The following is a 19380-nucleotide window of genomic DNA, read 5'->3' on the forward strand; positions in this document are numbered from 1 at the left end:
CCTGCTTGGGGGAGCGCTGGCGCGAACTCGCAGTCAGTCTGGGCCTGGCTTTCAGCGCCGCGGCCTGTGGCGACACGGGGGATGCAAATTGCGAGAACGGCGCCTGCTGCGAGGAGGGTGGGCTCTGCTGCAAGCAGTAGCGCGCCAGGTGAAGCGGACCCACCTACCCACGGGGCTCGTGAGAAGTGCTTACGTGCTCTCCCGTACGCTCCCCGCACCCACGCCAACTCCTGGCTAGTCACATACACCGACAAGAACGCGGCGCTCATCGATTCGAGCGCCGAATTCAAAGTCATATGACTATCATTTCACTTAGAGTGTGGCTACCTTCGCGCACCCCCGAAGGCCTTTCGGGAGAGGAGTCACCATCGTGCGAAGCAATTCGAAACCCGCCCTGGTAGCACTGTTCATTCCCTGCCTGCTGCTCACCGCCTGCGGTGAGGCGAGCCTGGAGCCGCGCCCCAGCCTGGACCCAGAGCAGGCCAGCGTGCCGGCTGGCGCCCCGGTTCGCGAGGGCTACGCCTGGAACGCGGCGAGGGGCAAGCTCATGCCGGTGAAGTATGCCGAGGTGGATGGACTGGCCATCCACGAGGGGGACATGGTCCTCGGCACGGTGGAGCAGATGGAGGCGCGCGTGCGCGAGGTGAAGGCCCGGGGAGGCCTCGACGCCCCGGGGGTCCAGGCCCAGGGCGTGGCCATCACTGGAGCCAACTACCGCTGGCCCAACTCCGAGGTGCCCTACACCATCGACGCGGCCGTGCCCAACCAGGCGCGAATCACGGACGCCATCAATCACTGGCAACAGCGCACGCACCTCCGGTTCGTGCTACGCACCGTGCTCAACGCGGCGCTGTACCCGGACTACATCCGCTTCCAGACGGGCACCGGGTGCAGTGCCAACGTGGGGCGGATTGGTGGCGCGCAAGGGGTGTGGCTGGCTGGCACGTGCACCACGGGCAACACCATCCATGAAATCGGACATGCACTGGGCCTCTGGCACGAGCAGTCGCGCGAGGACCGCAATAACTACGTGCGCATCCGGACCGAGAACATCCTCGCGGGCTATGAGCACAACTTCAGCCAGCAGATCGCCGACGGCGACGACATCCTCGCCTATGACTACGGCTCCATCATGCACTACCCGAGGACGGCGTTCTCGAGCAACGGGCTGCCCACCATCGAGCCACTGGGGGGGCAGGCCATCGGGCAGCGCGACGCGCTGAGCATCACGGACGCGGCAACCGTGGCGCGACTCTACTCGAGAACCATCAACCTGCGTTCCTCGGGCGGCTACTACGTGGTGGCCGAGGGCGGCGGCGGCGCCGCGGTGGACGTCAACCGCACCGCCGTGGGCCCCTGGGAGAGGTTCCGGCTGGTGGACCGCAACGGCTTCGAGCTGCAGAGCGGTGACCTCATCCATCTGCAGACGCACAACGGCAACTATGTCATGGCCGTGAACGGTGGCGGCTCGGGGGTGACGGCCACTCCCACGGCACCTGGCAGCTATGAAACCTTCCGAATCACGAAGCTGGCCGGCACGGGCCTCCTCACCATCGGCACCGGAGACACCGTGGCCCTGTCGACGCCCGATCTCCTCACCCCCCGCTACCTGGTGGCCGAGGGCGGCGGCGGCGGCAGGTTGAACGCCGACCGCACCGCCATTGGTGAATGGGAGCGGTTCATCATCACCTTCGAGTGAGGGACTGCCAGCGGTAGGGCCCAGGAACTCCGGGCGGAAGGAGATACTCCGCCCGGTGTCGTTCTTGTGCGCCTGGCTGTCCCCACAACCCTGGCGCGAGCGACTGCGCCTCCAGGCCGGAACGCCGCTGCCGCCCCGGGCATGGCTGGCCGCCCTGGTGGCCAGTCTCGCGCTGGGGCAGGCCCTGGAGAGCGCCTCCGTCCTCACGGGCATCTGGAGCTGGACCAGCACGCTGAAGGGCTTGGAAGCCAGCAGCCAGGCCTCGACCGGCACGTTCGCGATGCTGATGCTCTTCGGCGCACGGGCCGCGGGCACGGCCGAGGAGCTGTTCTTCCGTGGCTACATGCAGGGGGTGAGATCAAGGCGATAGCGGGTAACAGCGCGTCCTGCCTGGGTTTGCTATCGCCCTGCCCACGGGTTCGAATCCCGTCGGGGACACTGCGAGCCGGGGCCGGCAGCTGCCGGAGGGCGCCCAGTCTGCCTCCAGGTCGGAGGCCCGGGGGCCGGTGACGCTCACGTCTCGGTGGGGTCCACCAGGTGCAGCCGCGTCTCGCCCGAGCCCTGCACCGTGACGCCCACCGCGCGCAGCGCCTCGTTCACCTCCACGCGCGCCGGGCCCGCCATGGTGAACTCCAACAGCCGTGCCCCCTTCCCCCGGATGCGCAGCTGTCCCTCCATGGGGAAGGTCATCCCGAGGGGCCCGTCGGCCTCCAGGAAGACCATCGTCGTGGTCAGGCTGAAGATGCCCACGTCCCCCTTCGGGTCCGGAACGATTTCCAAGAGCCGGACGCGGGTGTCGAGGAAACGCACGCCCGAGTCCTTGGACTGGAGGGACTCCTCCGCGAAGACCTTCGCGAAGCGGTCCAGGCTGTCCCCCACGCGGATGGGCTTGTCGGGGAACGCCGCCAGCACCCGGTCCGCCTTGCCGAACTCCGGCAGGCTGGACTCGATGTCGTCCCGCTCCTCCTTGGAGATGGGCTTGCCCGCCTCGTCCGTCACCACCACGCGGCCCTTCACCCATCCGGCGAGGTACGTCTTCCCACTGAGGGGGCTGACCTTGCGCTCCGGCTTCCCCTCCTCGACCGTGTCCTCGTACTTCTCGCCGAAGGCCAGCTTCACCCTGTCGAGGCGGCCCTTGCGAGCCGCCAGCACCGTCATCACGTAGTGGGTGATTGTCGTGTCCGACGCCTTCATCTCCTCGGGCTCGGCCCCTGGCCCATTCAGGAGGAAGTCCAACTTCATGTCCATGCGCAGCCGCACCGTGTCGACGTCGCCGGCCGCGGCGTAACGCTTTTCGAACTGGAAGGTGCGCTCCTTCGGAGTTCCCTCCTGCTCGGCCTCGACAACGGACGGCGCGAAGAACAGTGCCGCACTGATGATGAACGCGACGAAACGGTACATTCCGGTCCCCCAGGTTTTCGCGGCCATCCTTCCATGGGCTCCGGGTCGCGTCAGCATCCGTGACGGTGTCTCCTGCCCCAAGCAGGGGCAGGGCCGAAGCCACCACAGGCCAGCGCCGAGCACGACCACGCGACACGCCTGAAGCCACGTCGGCTGCCCGGCGCCGCGGCGAGCAGCCGCCCTGCCTGTACACAGGGGCTTGCGCTGATGCCGGACGATATGTACGAACGTACGCATGATATGTACGTTCGTACGCATCGAGCCCCGCTTCACGGGCGCGCCCCTCTCATGCGCGAGTCCCCGGAGACACGAGTGGTGACCCGTCGGCACGACCCCGAGCGCCGCGACCGCATCATCGACGCGGCACTGGCTGTCATCGCCGAGGGCGGCGTCGCCGGCACCTCACACCGCCGCGTCGCCGACCGCGCCGGGGTTCCGCTGGGCTCGATGACCTATCACTTCACGAACATGGACGAGTTGCTGCGCGAGGCGTTCACCCGCTTCGCCACGCGCCTCAGCGAGCGCTTCGCCGCGCGCATCGAGGCGGCGGCCGACCTCGACGCGCTCGCCGAGGCGGTCGTCCACCTCGTGCACGCGGACCTCTCGGCCGGCCCGAACGACCTCGTGCTCACCCTCGAGCTCTACACGCTCGCCGCGCGCCAGCCCGCCTTCCGGCAGATCACCCACGACTGGATGCGCCGGAGCCGGCAGGCGCTGGAGCGGCTCGTCGACGCCAGGACGGCGCAAGAGCTCGACGCACTGATTGAAGGGCTGTTCATCCACATCAGCCTCGACCCCACTCCCCGCAGCCGCGCCGTCACGCGCGACGCCGTGCGCCGCATCCTCTCGCTCTGAACCAGGCCTCGCATGCTCCCCTCCCCTCCTCCCCCGGTGCCCCGCGAGCACCGGGCAGCCCGCTTCGCCGTCGCGGTGCTGTTCCTCACCAACAGTGCGATCTTCGCCAACCTGTTGCCGCGCTATCCGCAGATCAAGGCGGGACTCGGGCTGAGCAACGCCGAGTACGGACTCGCCGTCGCCGCGTTCCCCTCCGGGGCCCTGATGGCCGGGCTCGCCGCCGGAGCACTCATCCGCCGCTTCCGGTCGTCTCGGGTCGCCGTGGCGGGCACGTTGCTCACGAGCGCGGGCGTGCTGCTCGCGGGGCTCGCTCCCTCATGGGGTGTGCTCGCCGGAGCGCTCTTCTTCGCGGGCTGCCTGGACGCCATCACCGACGTGGCGCAGAACTCGCACGGCCTGCGCGTGCAGCGGCTCTACGGCCGCTCCATCCTCAACTCGTTCCACGCCATCTGGAGCGTCGGCGCGGTGTGCGGCGGCCTCATGGGCGGGCTCGCCGCGGGCCTCGACGTGCCGCGTGGCGTGCATCTGGGCCTGTCCGCCCTGCTCTTCGCCGTCGTCGCGCTGACAGCGCTGCGGTACACGCTCCCCGGCCCGGAGCCCATCGAGCCCGGCGAGCGCGCTGAAGGAGGCGCTCAGGCGGACGGGCTCTCCGCGGGGCAAGCGTCGACGGGCCGCGGTCGCATCTGGCTCATGATGGCGGCGCTCGTCCTGATTGCCGTCGGCGGCACGCTCGTCGAAGACGCCGGCAGTACCTGGGCGGCCGTCTACCTTTCCGGCACGCTCGGCGCCGACGTCGCCCTCGCCTCGTTCGGCTACATCGCGCTCGTGGGCTCGCAGTTCGTCGGGCGGCTGCTCGGCGATGGCCTCGTCGACAGATTCGGCCAGCGCGCGGTCGCCCGGACAGGAGGCGTGATTACGGCGGCGGGGATGGGCGCGGCGCTGCTGTTCCCCTCGTTGACGGGCACCATCGCGGGCTTCGCACTCGCCGGCTTCGGCGTCGCGACGCTGGTTCCCGCCGCGATGCACGGTGCCGACGAGCTGCCCGGCCTGCGAGCCGGTACCGGCCTCACCGTCGTCAGCTGGCTGATGCGCCTCGGGTTCCTCGTGTCGCCCCCGGTCGTCGGGCTCGTCGCCGACGCCGTGGGCCTGCGCACGGGACTGCTCGTGGTGCCGCTCGCGGGCACGCTCGTGCTGATGATGGCGGGCGTGTTGTCCGCCGCCCGCGTCCAGGCTGGTGGCCAGCGGGCTTGAGGCGTGGAGCGGCGGTCCAGGACTCCGCCAGGTCCCTGGCGGAGTCCCGCTCCATGTCGCTACCGCGTCAGCGCCACGGGAGTGGCCTCCACCTTCACCCGGAAGAGGTGGTAGGGCTTCTGCCGCTGGTCCGTCCCTCCATGGAACTGCGCCTGGCGATGGAGCTGGTTGGCGGTGACGTAGAGGTAGCCGTCCGTCGAGAGGGCCAGGGTGTCCGGCCACCACATCCGCGGGTCGGTGACGAGGGTGCTGTACTGCCCCGTGGCGTCGCGCACCTGGATGGCGTTGTGCTCCCAGTCGGTGAGGTAGACGCGGCCCTGCGCGTCCGACTCCAGGCCATCCGAGGCGAACCGCCGCTCCTCCTTTTGAAGCGTCTTCAGCACCTCTGCATCGGGGAGCTTCTCGTCCGCGAGCGCGTCCACGCTGACGCTATAGAGGGCGCGACTGGACAAGGGGCAGTAGAAGAGGCGCGAACCGTCCGCGCTGATGGCGATGCCGTCCGATTGGACGCTGAAGGGCTGGGGCTGCTCGCCCGGCGGACGAATCATCAGCGGCTGGCCCTCCATGGGGGCCACGAAGCCCGGGTCCGCCTTGACGGACTCATGGCCGTCCAGCTTGCGCCAGCTCCGCCCGCTGGCGAGGTCCACCACGATGAGGCCGCCAGCCCCGGAGTCGGTGATGAAGGCCAGCCCGTCCTGTCCGCGCCGCAGGTCGAAGCGCACGTCGTTGAGATAGGTGTTCTTGCGGACCACCTCGGCCGGGAAGCGGATGACCTTGAGGACCTGATTCGTCCCCAGGTCGAAGCCCACCAGCTTCGGCCACTCCTGGCCCGCGATGGGGCCCAGCCTCAGGCTGCCGGTGTCCAGCGCCCAGAGGCGGTTGCGTGGATCCACCACCACGCTCTGCACCGAGAGGAGCTTGTCCGGACTGCCAGTCGGTGAGTCCGTGTGCAGCTCGGCGCTGGGGTATGGCACCTCCTTGCCGTCCCGGAGCTCCGCGACGGTGAACCGCACCGGGTCGCCCCAGCGCGGGTAGTTGACGAAGACGCGGCCCTCTCGCGAGACGGTGACGCCGGTGGGCATGGGCCCGTGAAAGGCGTGCACCTCCTCCAGCGTCCCGGCCTTCACCGCGGTGGGGGTCTCGCCAGGAGACTGCCCCGGCGTGTTCGGGTTCGTGCTGGCGCGGCACCCCGACAGCCCCAGCAGCAGCACGGCACAGCACCCCAACACATTGCGCATCTCATCCTCCCGGAAAGGTGACTCACGGCGTGCGGCCGTAGCTACACGCGCCGCGAGGAATGGACACGGAGGATGCGCGCGGGGGCGTCGCCTGGGTGACAGGCCCCCTCCGTTACCGCACATCGACATGGCGTCGCTGAAGGCGTAACGAAGCTCCTCGGGGACGCATGGGGTACCCTGGAGGTCACACGTGAAGCGCAGATGGCGACAGAAGGTGTTCGCGACGGTGGCGGTGGCCGTGCTGGCCGCGGCCTGCGGTTCCTCCGGCGGCCCGGCTCCCGCGGCTGAGACACCTCGCGACTGCGTTCCCTCGAACGGCGCCACGGGCTCGCCCCAAACCATCGAGGAGGCGGTGGCGCTCATCAACTCCCTGCCCCGCCCCACCTCCGTTGCCTGCCTCGTGGAGAGCCTGGACCGTCCCCTGCGGGTGAGCGCCACGGAGAGCATCTTCAGCGCGCAGCCCGCGCACGGCCGGCGCAGCCCCCGCATCTTCCTGTTCTCGGGCTCCCTCATCCTCTCGGTCGTCCCCGACGGCCCGGGAGCGGAGGTCGTCGAGTTCAGCCAGCTCGACGACTCCGGCCATTCCATCAAGGGAGAGCTGGCCTTCCCCGTCGAGGCCGACGTGCCACCCGAGGCGCCTTACACGAAGATCATGTTCCGGGCCGACCTCACGAACTGCGCGTTCTGTCACGCGAACGAGCAGCCCGTGCATCGCGTGGGCACCGCGTGGGCCTACTCCTCCCGCGCGCTGCGCCCGAAGGACTCCTCGCTCGTCCCGCTCGAGGAGCTCCGGCAGGAAGCCTCCACCTGCGACGCCTCCGCCGAGCCCGAGCGCTGCCGACTCCTCCAGGAACTCTTCGAGCACGGCACGCCGCGCGCTCACACCTTCCCCGCGTCGCTCCCGACCTTCCCCTGACCTGAAGGCCGCGTCAGGGATGCACGGGCCACGGCGTGTCGCGCGGGCCCACTGCCCAGTTGTCGTGACGACCGTCCCAATAGAGATAGGTCAGCGTGGCCGGGTCGATGCCGTCGATGCAGTTCACGTTGATGGAGCGGAAGTCGCCGCCCAGCGCCTCGAGGAAGCCTGCGCCAAAGCACTCGCACCCGCAGCGCTTGCAGAAGGCGCTGTAGCTCCCACTGTTCCCGCTGCGGAACTCGGAAAGGGTGTCCGGGCTGGACAGAATGCGGAGGGCGTCCGGCTTCACATAGGCGGCCGAGATTCCCCGCCGCGTGCACACGGAGCAGTTGCAGCGATTCACCGGAGCGCTCAGGTCGAGTTCGACCTCGAAGCGCACGGCGCCACACTGACAGCCCCCCGGGTGACGCTTCAGTGATGTGGCCGTCGGGTTCGTTCGGGTGTCGGTCATGACAGGTCCTCCAGAGGAAGTGAGGTGACTCTGGAGGTTCCAAGGCCCGTCATTGACAGCCTTATGTCAGATTTTTCCGTCGCCCTGATGAGCAGCCACCTCGGCGGCCCAAAATCAAGCAAATTCCGAAACAAACTAAATACGAGAAATCCACAATTGCACAAACCATGACAGCCATGTTGTGAGGACCGCTCCCCACACGGAGAGGTCATTCCTTGCGCACCTGGCTCGTGAAGACGTTCTGTATGGCCTGGCTCGGAGCCGGCATCGTGGCGTGCAGTTCTCCCACCGAGGAGGCTCCGCGCGATACCGGCTCCGCCAAGGATGCCGACGTGAAATCGGCGCTGGCCCGCTTCAAGAGGGCCGAGGTGCTCGGCGTCCAGGATGACGTGCCCTATTTCGTCCGCGGCGACCTCGGACGCGTGCCTCCAGTGTCCGAGCTGCGGGCGCGGGAAGCCGGTGAGGACGTGCGCGGGCTGCTGAACGACCTGGCGCCGGTGTTCCGCCTCCGTGGCAACGACCTGGTGTTCCGCAAGCAGTCCCTGGACGAGCAGGGGCACCGGCACCTGCGCTTCCGACAGCACCACCAGGGCCTGCCTGTCATTGGCGGCGAGCTGGTGGTGCACGTGGATTCACAGGGCCTGGTGTACGCGGCCAACGGCTCGGCGCGCGGTGGCCCGACGGCCTCCACGGACGTGAAGGTGGCCCCCGAGGTGGCCGCGAAGGTCGCCGTGAGCGGCTCGCGCGCGGAGCCGGCCTTCGTTGACGGCCCGGCGGAGCGCGTGTTCCTGCGCCCCGAAGGCGAAAAGGAACTGCACCTGGCGTGGCAGGTCCGCGTGAAGGGCCAGCGCGACGGCATGCCGTCGGATGACCTCGTCTACGTGGACGCGAAGGACGGCGTGCTGCTCGCCGTGCATCCGCGCATCCACTCGGCGCGCAACCGCCGGGTGTACTCGGCCAACAACGGCACGAGCCTTCCCGGCACCCTGAGGCGCTCCGAGGCCGGGGCGCCTACCGGCGACTCCCACGTGGACCAGAACTTCGACCGGCTCGGTGACGCGTACAACTGCTACAAAACGGTCTTCAACCGCGACTCGTATGACAACGCGGGTGCCACGCTCATCAGCACCGTCCATTACCGCTCCCGCTACGTGAATGCCTACTGGGACGGCACGCAGTTGGTGTACGGCGACGGCGACGGCGTGAACTCCAGCGAGTTGGGCAAGGACCTGGACGTCACCGTCCATGAGCTGACCCACGCCGTGACGGAGCGTGAGTCCGACCTCATCTTCTCGGGTGAGTCCGGCGGCCTCAACGAGTCCATCTCCGACATCTTCGCCGGCATCTGCGAGAGCTGGACGCGCGGCTGGGCCACGGACGCGGATGTCTTCAAGATTGGCGAGGACATCTGGACGCCTGGCATTCCCGGGGACGCGCTGCGGTACATGAGCGACCCGACGCAGGACGGCGACTCGCTGGACTACTACCCGGACTACACCTCCGGCACGGACGTGCACTACAGCTCCGGCATCTCCAACCTCGTCTTCACCCTGCTCGCCAAGGGCGGCACGCACCCGCGCGGGAAGACGGCCATCCACGTCACCGCGATTGGCGTCGAGAAGGCGGCCCGCATCTTCTACAAGGCCAACACGGACCTCTTCACGCCCAGCACCAGCTTCCCGCAGGCCAGGACGGCCACGCAGCAGGCCGCGGTGCAGTTGGGCTACGACTCGAACACGGTGGACTCCGTGACGAACGCGTGGGCCGCCGTCGGCGTGGGCGCCCCGGCCAGCTTCATGGAGCCCACCCCCGCACACGAGACGCCGCCCAACCCCGTCCCGGACGCGACGCTCGTCCAGATCCCCCTGTCGCAGGTGCTCACGGATCCTCCGCGCCACGACGAGGAGTCCCAAGTCGAGGACAGGTTCCTGCCCGACCTGCCCATCCTCGTGAACGGCGTGCAGTACACGGCCGAGCAGCTCCGCGCGCAGGACATCCACCTCGCGCACTACGTGCTCGACGAGCGCTCGGCGGAGCTCAACGTGGTGCAGGGCTTCCGCACCTCGGCGGAACTGCAGACATACATGAGGAGCACCAACCAGTATCCCTCCGAGCAGCCGACGAGCCTGCAGCAAGCCCTGTGCAACCAGCACTCGGTGTTCTTCGAGCACGCCAACTATGCTGGCGCGTCCTTCACCGTGCCTCCGGGCCTGGGCCTCAGCTACGTCGGCAACACCTGGAATGACCGCATCTCGTCGGTGTGGGGTAGCCGGTGTGCAAGCTGGACGGTGCTCGGCGAGCACATCAACCTCGGCGGCTACTGGCTCTGGATCGGCCGCGGCTGGTCCCTCAACAACCTGCGTGGCTGGGGCTACTACACGGGCTTCTGGATATTCAGGAGCTGGCACTCGTGGAATGACCGCGTCTCGTCCGTGATTCTCTTCTGGTAGCGAGGTGACGGCCACGCCGGGCTGGGGGAAGCGCCCGCCCGGCGTGGGCCTCTCGCGAGGGTTCCCGTGACGCCTGAGTGGGAAATGACCGCGCGGATTCGGTGTTGAGAGCTCCCCGTCCGCTTGTCATCGTCCGCGCCCCACCATCAACGGAGAAACACCATGGGTTTGCTGGACAGGTTGATTGGCCACGCGGACGTCAACGCGAAGTCGTCGTACAACCTGGAGCGGTTCCTGGGCGAGGGCGAGAAGATGCTCGCGTGCTTCCGCTTCGCGCGTGACGAAATCGCGGTGACGACCCACGGCGTCTTCACCGTGGACGTGCAGGGCATCATGGGCTCGAAGAAGGAGTACAAGTACTTCCCCCTCAAGGGCGTGAAGTACGTCTCCTACGAGAGCGCGGGCACCTTCGACGCCGACGCGGACATCAAGATTGGCCTCGACGGCAACACGGAGCTCGTCAACAACGTGCCCGTCAGCAAGCCGCTGTCCTTCAAGATTCCCAAGGCCCAGGCCGCCGAGGGCGAGCGCTTCTTCAAGCTCCTGAAGGCCGCGCTGGACTCCTGAGCATGCGGACATTCCGATGCCGCCCCGGAAGGAGCGGCGTCGGACACCGCCGTACCGTGGCGCGTTGACGCCCCATGGGCCGGGGATATGCTTCCGCCATGACGATGATGATGACGCGCCTCCGATAGGTCGCCCCGCCCACCGAAGACACCGCGCGTGCCATCGCGGCGCGCCGCGGCCTTGTGGCTTTTCGCGACCATCGGAGCATCATCATGTCCCCCCTTTCTTCTCCCGCGCTCTCGTCAGCGCAGCTCGAGCAGTTCATCACCGAGGGCTTCGTCCGCCTCGACAATGCCTTTCCCCGCGCCGTGGCCGACGAGGCCCGCGCCATCCTCTGGGCCGACACGGGCTGCGACCCGGATAATCCCAGCACCTGGACGCGGCCCGTCATCCGCCTCAACCAGTATGCCCATCCACCCTTCCGGGCCGCCGCGAACACGCCGGTCCTGCATCAGGCGTTCGACCAGCTCGTCGGTCCCGGCCGGTGGCAGAAGCGCGGCACCCTCGGCACCTTCCCGGTCCGGTTCCCCTCGGCGGAAGACCCGGGCGACGCGGGATGGCATGTCGACGCGTCCTTCGGCTACGAGCACCCCGACTTCATGCAGTGGCGCGTCAACGTCTCCAGCACGGGCAGGGCCCTGCTCATGCTGTTCCTCTTCTCCGACGTGGGAGAGGACGACGCGCCGACGCGCATCCGAGTGGGCTCGCACCTGGACATCGCCCGTCAGCTCGCGCCCGCGGGCGACGCGGGGATGACGTTGGGCGAATTGGCGGCGGACGACTTCGCGGGCAGTGCCCACCGTCCCGTCGCGCTGGCCACGGGCGACGCGGGCACCGTGTATCTCTGCCATCCCTTCCTGGTGCATGCGGCCCAGCCGCATCGGGGCAGGAACCCGCGCTTCATGGCACAGCCGCCGCTCCTGCCCGCGCAGCCCCTGTCCCGCCAGCGGCCGGAGGGGGACTTCTCACCGGTGGAGCTCGCCATCCGGCAGGCACTTCAGATGACTTGATGCACTGACGTGGGGGGCGTCGGTGTGACGCCTCCCGCGTCGAGTCTCCATGCCGTGCGTTCACTTCGCGCCGGGCGTGGCGCGGAAGGCGAGCATGGGGCGGAACGCCGCGCGGTACGCCCAGGCCAGGTAGAGGTGCATGACGAGGAGGACGACGGTCATCCCCATCCCCATCGGCGCGAGGAAGACGTGGAACGCGACGATGTTGACCATGACGGGCGCGAGCAGGGTCAGCGCCAACGGCACGAAGCGGTTGGCCAGCAGCAGCACGCCCACGAGCACCTCGGTGCCCTTGATGAGCGGGAACATGTAGCCCGTCTTCATGAGCGCCTCGCTGAACGCGACGGAGGCCTCGGGCATGGGCTCGGCGGGCGGCGGGATGAAGTTGAGGAAGCCGTTCAGCCCGAAGACGAAGAAGAGCAGCCCCATCAGGAACCGCACCACCGTCGGGATATGGCGGGTCAGCGACTTCGTGCCCTGCCCCGCTCCGGCGACCTCCACATTCAGCGTCGTTCCCGTTCCCATGGCGTGCTCCCCTTCGTGGTTCCTACAGGTGGCGCCGGGACCGCCGGACCGTCATGGCCCGGTGTGGCCCCCGCTTCTGTAGTGACGACGAATGGGGTTCCGGAGGATCGACACGCCGGAAGATTTTCCCGGCGTGCCTTTCAAACGCCCGGAATCACGGGGCGTCCTACCCGGGGGAGCGGGCGGGCAGCCAGGACTACGGGGTAAATGGGGTCGGGTTCGGCACCGGGGGAATGGTGACCGCCTGCCCGTAGACCAGGGTGTTGCCCGTCACCGTCCCGGACGCGTTCAGCCGGCTCGCGTCCAGCAGGGTGCCGCTGACGCCCTCGACGTTGAAGAGGCACTGCGTATCGCAGTCGTAAGCCACGAGCTTCGCGGCATTGCTGGAGCGCACGGTGATGTCGCGCGCCGTGGTCGATCCCGAGCGCATGAAGAAGTGCGCGTCCCGGGGCTGGTAGCTGGTGACGGATTCGACGCGCGGGCCCGGCGTCACCGACTGCCACAGGCGGAAGTTGCGCTTGCACTCGGCGGCGACGGTGTCGCGGATGAGCATGTTGCGCACCTTGGTGTCGATGCAGCCGTCCTCCGAGCCGCGGAAGTAGCTGCCCTCGACGAGGACGTCGCTCGCCGTGCTCTCGCCGTCGATGCCGTCTCCCTGCGTGTAGCCCGTCTGCATGCCGATGACGTTGAGCACGGTGGTGTTGCGGACCACCACGTTGCGCGCGGTGTCGTAGAAGGCGATGCCCACCGGGTAGTCACTGCCCTGCCCGCCAATCCGGTCGGGCTGCATGTCGATGTACGTGTTCTCGATGAGCACGCCGTTGGTGTTCGACGCGAGGAAGATGCCGCCGCGCGTGAACTGGAGAATCATCGACTCGCGCACCGTGAGGTCGGTGACCGCCGTGGTGCTGGAGCGCTCGATGTCCACGCACGTGGCGACGTTCTCCGCCCGGAACCGGCTGAGCGTCACGTGCGAGGCGGGCGCCTGCGCGCGAAACGCGAAGCAACTGCCGACGTGGCGGAACTCCAGGTTGTGGAAGACGAGGTTGCTGGCGCGCACGTGGAACGCCACCGGCCCCGACTTCGCGCGCGTGGAGGCGTCGAAGGTGGACTGGAACACGGGCCGTCCGAGAATGCCCTTGATGGTGACGGGCGCGCCCTCGGCGCCACCCGCCGTGACGTAGTAGCCCGTGGAGTACGTCCCCCCGTGGATGCAGACCTGCCCGCCCGGCCCCACCGCGGTGATGAACGCGTTGAGGTTCGCCATCGTCCCGGCGTTCTCCGGCGTCAGGCCACTCTTCGTCCCGGCTCCGGTGACGGAGATGTGGCGCACGGCGGTGCCGGCACACTCGCTGGCCGTCGGAGTCGTATACAGCCCGTTCGAGTACAGCGAGGTCGTCTCCGCCGTGGAGCCCTTGATGCGCACGCGGAACTCGTAGCGCGTGCCATTGGTCAACCCCGTCACCACGTAGGTGGTGTTGGAGCCCGCGCTCCGGTAGCTCCACGTCCCATCGGCCACGCGGAAGCGCACCTGGTACTGCTCGCTGCCCGCGGTGGGTGAGCTCCAGCGGAGCGTCACCTGCGAGTCTCCGGGCACCGCCTCCAGCAGCGTGGGCGCCGTGAGCGCAGCCTCCACGGTGCCGATGGCGTCGCCCTCCTCCACCGCGTCGTCCTCGCCGACGGACCGCGGGCCACAGGCCAGGTGGAGCACGACGGCTCCCATCAACAGCACGATGTATTTCTCTGTAGGACGCCTCATCACTGTCTGTTCCTTCCTTGCCGGCCATTCAGGGCCGTAGGGGTTTTCGGCTTCAGGAACAGAACAGTTGCGGCGACACCCGAATCACCCTGGGCGTGGAGAACGGCGTGGCGGGCATCACCCTCCACGACGCCCAGGGCAAGCCGCGGTTGCGGCTCGCGGTCGACAAGGACGGCAAAGGCGCGGGTCGCAGGGGTAACGCCCGCTCCGGCGAGCCCGTGGGCGTTACGACTTCTTGTGCTGCTGCCGCTCGAGCTCGGCGCGCAGACGGTCCTCCTGGGCGCGCAGCTCCGGCGTGAACTCGGCGCCGAAGTCCTCGGCCTCGAAGACCGGGCGGAGTTCGATCTCCGACTCCTCACCGGGCATGGGGTCCGGGCAGCGGCGTACCCACTCCACGGCCTCGTCCATCGACTTCACCTGCCAGATCCAGTAGCCGGCGATGAGTTCCTTCGTCTCGGCGAACGGGCCGTCGATGACGGTCTTCTTCCCGCCCGAGAACCGCACGCGCTTGCCCCGGCGGCTCGGGTGGAGGCCGTCGCCGGCCAGCATGATGCCGGCCTTCACCAGCTCCTCGTTGAACCGGCCCATGTCGGTCATCAGCTTCTCGTCGGGCATGACGCCGGCCTCGGAGTTCTTCGTCGCCTTGATGATCACCATGACTCGCATCGTCGTTTCCTTTCAGGTTGGGGGGACGCTCCCCCCTCTCGAAATGGCGACGAAAGAGCCTGCCAAGGATCGACATGGCACCAAAAGATTCGTCAGCGCCGATTCGTCAGCGCGTTGGCCATTCCGGCAAACACTTCGTGGATTCCAACACTTGGAGGCGCTCCCTTCGCCGCGCCCTCCCCCGCCCGCTCGCCGGGCTCGCGCGCCTGCTGACGGCGGCATCGTCGGCCGCATGGGACTTCGAGTGCGGGGGAAGCGTGGGCGGAAGAATGCCCCGCAACTCCTCGGCCCCCGCCGTGTTCATGACGGACGTCACCGCGAATTTCAGGAGAACGTCGTCATGAACGGTCGGATGATTCGTTGGACCCTGCTGGCTTCGCTGTCGCTGTCGTCCCTCGCGCTCGCGGAGACCCCGCGCCAGGAGGCCCGGCAGGAGCTGCGGGAGGGACGGCAGAACGCTCGCGACGCGAAGCAGGACGGGCGGCAGGAGGCGCGCGGGGAACGGCGGGAGGGGCGGCAGGACGCTCGCGACGCGAAGCAGGACGCTCGCGACGAGGCGAGGGCCGAGCTCTCCGCGGGAGATGTCGCCGCGGCCCGGCAGGAACTCCGCGACGGGCGGCAGGACGCCCGGGAGAGCCGGCAGGATGGCCGTGCGGATGCCCGGGATGCACGGCGGGACGGGCGGCAGGAGGCGCGAGAAGAGCGACGGGAGGGACGGCAGGAGGCGCGAGAAGCCCTCCGTCCGTGACGCGCGGGCAGGGGCTCCCGTCGTCCCGCTCTCCCTGCCCCATCCGCCCGTCGTGCACGAATCGCTCGGGGCTGTCGTTGAAAGGTTGCAACAAGCGATTGTCACACGGGACGTGGTTCTCGCCGGAGGGACCTCGGGGTTGAATGGCCGTTCCCCGCAGACCCGAGGAGCCCTCCATGAAGCCACTTCATCCTGGTCGCATCGCACTGCTCACCCTCGTCCTCCTGTTCGGCGCCGCGGGCACGGCACGCGCGAACGAGCCGAACGTCCGGCTGGCGTACGCGAAGCTTCAGAAGACGTGCGGCACGACGGCCTGCAACCGCCTCGTCGGCGTGGTGGAGGTGAAGAACCTCGCCTACGAGAAGCAGGTGACGCTCGTCTATACCGCCGACGGTGTGCAGTGGAACGAGACGGCCGCCAGCTACACCGCCCCCGCGAGCAACGGCTACGAGCGCTGGACCTTCACCCAGGACGTGCCCGCGGGCGCGGAGGCCCGCTTCGCGCTGCGCTACATCACGGCGGGACAGACGTCGTGGGACAACAACGGCGGCGCCGACTACCGGGTGGGCGGCGCGAGCGCGCCGGAGTTCCTCCTCGGGAGCACGACGGTGAAGCTGGACACCGCCATCCTGCAGCCCGGCCGCTCGGGCTTCTACGTCCATGGCACCGTGGTGCTGAAGAACCTGGCCTACGCGAAGAGCGTGACGGTGGTCTCCACCATCGACAACTGGGCCACCGCGCAGGAGTACACCGGCTTCTACCAGGAGACGCTGCCCGGCAATCAGGAGCGCTGGTACATCAGCATCCCCACCCAGTCGAACAGCTCGACGACGGTGCCCACGGTGCGCTTCGCCATCCGCTACACGGTGGATGGCGTGACGTACTGGGACAACAACCTCGGGGCGAACTACTCGGTCTCGTACCCGGACAACAACACCATCCCCTGAGCCTCGTGGCTCCGGCGGGAGCAACGCTCCTCCCGCTGGAGCCGGCCTCCGGAGTCACGATGACGCCCTACGACGCCGCGGTGCGCTCGCTCAGCAACGAGGTGCTCGAACTCCTTCGTGAAGGCGGATGGAGTGAGTCGCGGCGTGTGCCCCTGGACGAGGCCAGGGCTTCACTGGTGTCGCAGGGCGCCCCGCTCCACGCCTACGCCGAAGAGCTCCTCCACTCCCTCGACGGGCTTCAACTGCACAATCCCGCCACGGGCCGAAGCCTGAAGGTGAGCGCCGTGGATATCTGCGACTGGCTGGACGAGGAGGACTTGTCATACGTCCAGGCACTCTTCGCGCCTTCCGCGTGTCCGGTGGCCCTGGGGGCCCGCGCTTCGCCGGAGTTCCCGATAACGAGTCCGACCGCCTCGTGCGGCGCCTTTCCCGAAAGCTTCTTCTACGTCGCCGAGGATGGTCGATGGCTCTGCATCGACACCTACTGGGGCGGGGCCTGGTTCTTCCCCCACCTGGACGCGGCGCTCCGGTTCGCGTTGCTCCAGGAGGAATTCGAGACGGGCCGGGTGCCACTCACACGCGAGCAGTGCCCTCCCGGGACCTGGGATGACGGGGATTGACCCCTTCCGGAGCCCCTCAGCGCTCCGCGCGCGGAAGGCGGACACGGAAGGTCGTGCCCGCCTCCGGCGTGGACTCCACGTCGACCTGGCCGCCATGGGCCCGGACGATCTGGTCCACGATGAAGAGCCCCAGGCCGATGTTCTGGCGCTCGCCTTCATCCGTCCCCCGCCTCATGGGCTCGAACAGGCCGGGCACCACGTGCGCCGGAATGGGCGTGCCATCGTTGCTCACGGAGAGGACGACCGTGGGGCCCTCCTCCTCGATGCGCGCCCGGATGGGCGTCCCCGGTGGGCTGTACTGCACGGCGTTCGTCAGCAGGTTGGTGAGCACCTGGGCGATGCGGTCCGGGTCCCATGAGCCCTGCGCATCCCCCGCGCACTCCACGTCGAACCGGCGCCCGGGCACCGCCGTCCCCACCTCGTCCACCACCTGCCGGGTGATGGCCTGGAGGTTCATGGCCATGCGCTTCACGGGAAGCGACTGGCCCATGCGGACCTGGGTGAAGTCGAGCAGGTCGTGGATGAGCCGGTCCGCCCTTCTCGCGGACTCCAGGATGACGCCCAGGCCCTGGCGGAGCCGGTCATCCAAATCCTTGCGGCGCAGCAGCGTGGCCGCCGACAGGCTGATGGCATTGACGGGGTTGCGCAAATCATGGCTCACGATGCCGATGAGCTGCTCGCGCAACTGCGCCGCCTCCTTCGCGCCGAGGAGCTGCGCGTCGCGCCGGACCAGCTCGTCCTCCTGCTCGAGCTGGTGGCCCACCAGGTCCCCCAGGTGGCGGAAGATCTCCAGCTTGCTCTCGGGCACGTCGACCGGGCGCGAGTCCAGCGCGCACATCACGCCGAAGAAGCTGCCGTCCCTGCGGAACAGCGGCACGGCGATGTAGCTCTCCACGTTGTAGAGCTTCGGCGCCGGGTGCGTGGCGAACCGCGAGTCCTGGCTCGCATGCCGGATGAGGATGGGCGTCCCCATGCCGCGCACCGTGTTGCAGAAGGTGGTGGTGACCACCAGCGTGTCCCCGGGGTTCAACCCGAAGCCCATCTCGTCCAGCACCGCGCAACACGTCCAGGCCTCGTCCGAGACACGTGCCACCACGCCCAGCCGGAGCCCCGTGGTCTCCAGCATCAGGCGCAGCACGGTCTTCACCGCTTCGATGCGGCCAACCAGCGCGACATCCCTGGCGTGTGGCGATTCAGGAGAAGGACTGCTCGTCGAGGTGGGCGTCCACGCGTAGGCCATGCCCCCCAACTCTACCGCCCGGCCCGGGCGTCGCGCCCGAGAGTGGTGCTTTGTTGGGTCGTATACCGAACGGCCAACCACGAACGCCGCGCGGACGGGCGCGCGGGTCCGCGATGACAGCGGAAGTCCCCGGCGGTAGCGTGGCCGCCGACATGCGCCGCGCACTCCTCGCCCCGCTGCTGCTGGCCTCCCTCTCGCTCGCCGGTTGTGTCCGCGAGAAGCGCCCCGAAGGGGACACCTTCCCCTCGCTCGCCCGCTCCCTCTTCGACACGCTGGAGGACGAAGGCGCGTTGGCGAGCGCCTACGTGGTGGACGCCGAGACGGGAGCGCCGCTCTATGCGCACCGCGAGCACGTCCGCCTGCTGCCCGCCTCCACGATGAAGGTGGTGTCCACCGCCTCCGTGCTCTCCGCGCTGGGCCCGGACTTCCGCTACCAGACGCCGGTGGCACTGGAGGGCACCCAGGTGGACGGCCTCTTCCTGGGGGACGTGGTGGTGGAGGCGCAGGGGGACCCGTCGCTGGGCTCGTGGCGCTTCCCGGAGACGGCGCTCGCGTGCGAGCAGGTGGCGGACGCCATGCTCGCTCGCGGCATCCGCCAGTGGCGCGGACAGGTGCGCGTGCGGGGCACCGACGAGGCGGACTTCCCCTTCGGTCCAGGCTGGGCGTGGGATGACGCCGCGTACGCGTACAGCGCCGCGCCCACCGGCTTCGTCTTCCGGGAGAACGTGGTGGACCTGTCGCTGTCCCGCGAGGCGGGCGCGGACTGCGCGCAGCCGCCCACCGTGCGGCTGACGCCCGCCTTCGCCTCGCTGTCCGCCGTGGTGAGCGTGGACATGAACGCCGAGCGCGCCAACCTCGCCTGCACGCGCCTGCGCGGGGGCCCCGGGGTGCGCTGCGTATGGCGCTCGCCCGCCAACCAGTGCCCGCGCACCGCCAACGTGAAGCTGGCCGTGGACGAGCCCCAGGTCCTCTTCTCCGCGTGCGTGGAGGAGGCCCTGCTCAAGCGCGGCGTGCCCCGCCTCCCCGCGACGCTGGAG

At 68.8% G+C, this 19380-nt stretch carries 19 protein-coding genes; 12 read left to right on the forward strand and 7 right to left on the reverse strand.

The window, feature by feature from the left end:
* Positions 1 to 370 precede the first annotated feature (370 nt).
* Both HG543_RS09475 and HG543_RS09480 read left to right on the forward strand, forming a co-directional pair.
* Positions 371 to 1699, forward strand: coding sequence for a M12 family metallopeptidase (locus HG543_RS09475; protein ID WP_343073311.1), 1329 nt, complete (start codon positions 371 to 373; stop codon positions 1697 to 1699).
* 55 nt (positions 1700 to 1754) lie between these two features.
* Entirely contained in the window at positions 1755 to 2069 is a 315-nt protein-coding gene (locus HG543_RS09480) for a hypothetical protein (protein ID WP_169344379.1), read from the forward strand.
* Positions 2070 to 2212: 143 nt separating this feature from the next.
* On the opposite strand, the gene HG543_RS09485 is transcribed toward HG543_RS09480, so the two are convergent.
* Positions 2213 to 3100 (reverse strand): hypothetical protein, encoded by an 888-nt coding sequence (locus HG543_RS09485; protein WP_169344380.1) that lies wholly within the window; start codon positions 3098 to 3100, stop codon positions 2213 to 2215.
* Positions 3101 to 3412: 312 nt separating this feature from the next.
* Between HG543_RS09485 and HG543_RS09490 the strand changes: the two genes are divergently transcribed.
* Both HG543_RS09490 and HG543_RS09495 read left to right on the forward strand, forming a co-directional pair.
* Positions 3413 to 3955 (forward strand): TetR family transcriptional regulator, encoded by a 543-nt coding sequence (locus HG543_RS09490; RefSeq protein WP_169344381.1) that lies wholly within the window; start codon positions 3413 to 3415, stop codon positions 3953 to 3955.
* A 12-nt stretch (positions 3956 to 3967) separates the two neighbouring features.
* Positions 3968 to 5206, forward strand: coding sequence for an MFS transporter (locus HG543_RS09495; protein WP_169344382.1), 1239 nt, complete (start codon positions 3968 to 3970; stop codon positions 5204 to 5206).
* A gap of 59 nt (positions 5207 to 5265) precedes the next feature.
* Here the strand turns inward: HG543_RS09495 and HG543_RS09500 are convergent, their stop codons facing one another.
* Positions 5266 to 6444: an L-dopachrome tautomerase-related protein gene (locus HG543_RS09500; protein ID WP_169344383.1), complete on the reverse strand. Its 1179-nt coding sequence runs from the start codon at positions 6442 to 6444 to the stop codon at positions 5266 to 5268.
* A 190-nt stretch (positions 6445 to 6634) separates the two neighbouring features.
* On the opposite strand from HG543_RS09500, the gene HG543_RS09505 reads away from it, so the two are divergent.
* Entirely contained in the window at positions 6635 to 7360 is a 726-nt protein-coding gene (locus HG543_RS09505) for a hypothetical protein (RefSeq protein ID WP_169344384.1), read from the forward strand.
* 13 nt (positions 7361 to 7373) lie between these two features.
* Here the strand turns inward: HG543_RS09505 and HG543_RS09510 are convergent, their stop codons facing one another.
* On the reverse strand, positions 7374 to 7811 hold the full coding sequence (locus HG543_RS09510; protein WP_169344385.1) for a GFA family protein: 438 nt from the start codon (positions 7809 to 7811) through the stop codon (positions 7374 to 7376).
* Positions 7812 to 8056: 245 nt separating this feature from the next.
* Here HG543_RS09510 and HG543_RS09515 point away from each other — a divergent pair, with 245 nt between their 5' ends.
* The 3 genes from HG543_RS09515 to HG543_RS09525 all read left to right on the forward strand — a co-directional run bounded on the left by HG543_RS09515 (position 8057) and on the right by HG543_RS09525 (position 11838).
* Positions 8057 to 10261 (forward strand): M4 family metallopeptidase, encoded by a 2205-nt coding sequence (locus HG543_RS09515; RefSeq protein ID WP_169344386.1) that lies wholly within the window; start codon positions 8057 to 8059, stop codon positions 10259 to 10261.
* Between the two features lie 162 nt (positions 10262 to 10423).
* Positions 10424 to 10828: a PH domain-containing protein gene (locus HG543_RS09520; RefSeq protein ID WP_169344387.1), complete on the forward strand. Its 405-nt coding sequence runs from the start codon at positions 10424 to 10426 to the stop codon at positions 10826 to 10828.
* Positions 10829 to 11040: 212 nt separating this feature from the next.
* On the forward strand, positions 11041 to 11838 hold the full coding sequence (locus HG543_RS09525) for a phytanoyl-CoA dioxygenase family protein (protein ID WP_169344388.1): 798 nt from the start codon (positions 11041 to 11043) through the stop codon (positions 11836 to 11838).
* Between the two features lie 60 nt (positions 11839 to 11898).
* Here HG543_RS09525 and HG543_RS09530 read toward each other — a convergent pair whose 3' ends face one another.
* The 3 genes from HG543_RS09530 to HG543_RS09540 form a co-directional block, all read right to left on the reverse strand.
* The gene (locus tag HG543_RS09530) at positions 11899 to 12363 is read right to left on the reverse strand and encodes a DoxX family membrane protein (protein ID WP_169344389.1); all 465 of its coding nucleotides are present in this window, start codon (positions 12361 to 12363) and stop codon (positions 11899 to 11901) included.
* Between the two features lie 196 nt (positions 12364 to 12559).
* Positions 12560 to 14122 (reverse strand): fibronectin type III domain-containing protein, encoded by a 1563-nt coding sequence (locus HG543_RS09535; RefSeq protein ID WP_169344390.1) that lies wholly within the window; start codon positions 14120 to 14122, stop codon positions 12560 to 12562.
* A gap of 225 nt (positions 14123 to 14347) precedes the next feature.
* Positions 14348 to 14788, reverse strand: a complete 441-nt coding sequence (locus tag HG543_RS09540; RefSeq protein ID WP_169344391.1) for a YciI family protein — start codon at positions 14786 to 14788, stop codon at positions 14348 to 14350.
* A 352-nt stretch (positions 14789 to 15140) separates the two neighbouring features.
* Between HG543_RS09540 and HG543_RS55135 the strand changes: the two genes are divergently transcribed.
* From HG543_RS55135 to HG543_RS09555, 3 genes are all read left to right on the forward strand, one after another.
* Positions 15141 to 15536, forward strand: coding sequence for a hypothetical protein (locus HG543_RS55135; protein ID WP_246356872.1), 396 nt, complete (start codon positions 15141 to 15143; stop codon positions 15534 to 15536).
* A gap of 176 nt (positions 15537 to 15712) precedes the next feature.
* Positions 15713 to 16483: a carbohydrate-binding protein gene (locus HG543_RS09550; protein ID WP_169344392.1), complete on the forward strand. Its 771-nt coding sequence runs from the start codon at positions 15713 to 15715 to the stop codon at positions 16481 to 16483.
* 59 nt (positions 16484 to 16542) lie between these two features.
* Positions 16543 to 17103 (forward strand): SUKH-3 domain-containing protein, encoded by a 561-nt coding sequence (locus tag HG543_RS09555; RefSeq protein WP_169344393.1) that lies wholly within the window; start codon positions 16543 to 16545, stop codon positions 17101 to 17103.
* Positions 17104 to 17119: 16 nt separating this feature from the next.
* Here HG543_RS09555 and HG543_RS09560 read toward each other — a convergent pair whose 3' ends face one another.
* Positions 17120 to 18343 carry a GAF domain-containing sensor histidine kinase gene (locus HG543_RS09560; protein ID WP_169344394.1) on the reverse strand — a complete coding sequence of 408 codons (1224 nt, stop codon included), beginning with the start codon at positions 18341 to 18343 and terminating at the stop codon, positions 17120 to 17122.
* A gap of 152 nt (positions 18344 to 18495) precedes the next feature.
* Here HG543_RS09560 and HG543_RS09565 point away from each other — a divergent pair.
* The coding region (locus tag HG543_RS09565; protein WP_211193828.1) for a D-alanyl-D-alanine carboxypeptidase at positions 18496 to 19380 on the forward strand (885 nt) is incomplete at its 3' end.

The organism is Pyxidicoccus fallax, assembly GCF_012933655.1.
GTDB classification, from domain to species: Bacteria; Myxococcota; Myxococcia; order Myxococcales; family Myxococcaceae; genus Myxococcus; species Myxococcus fallax.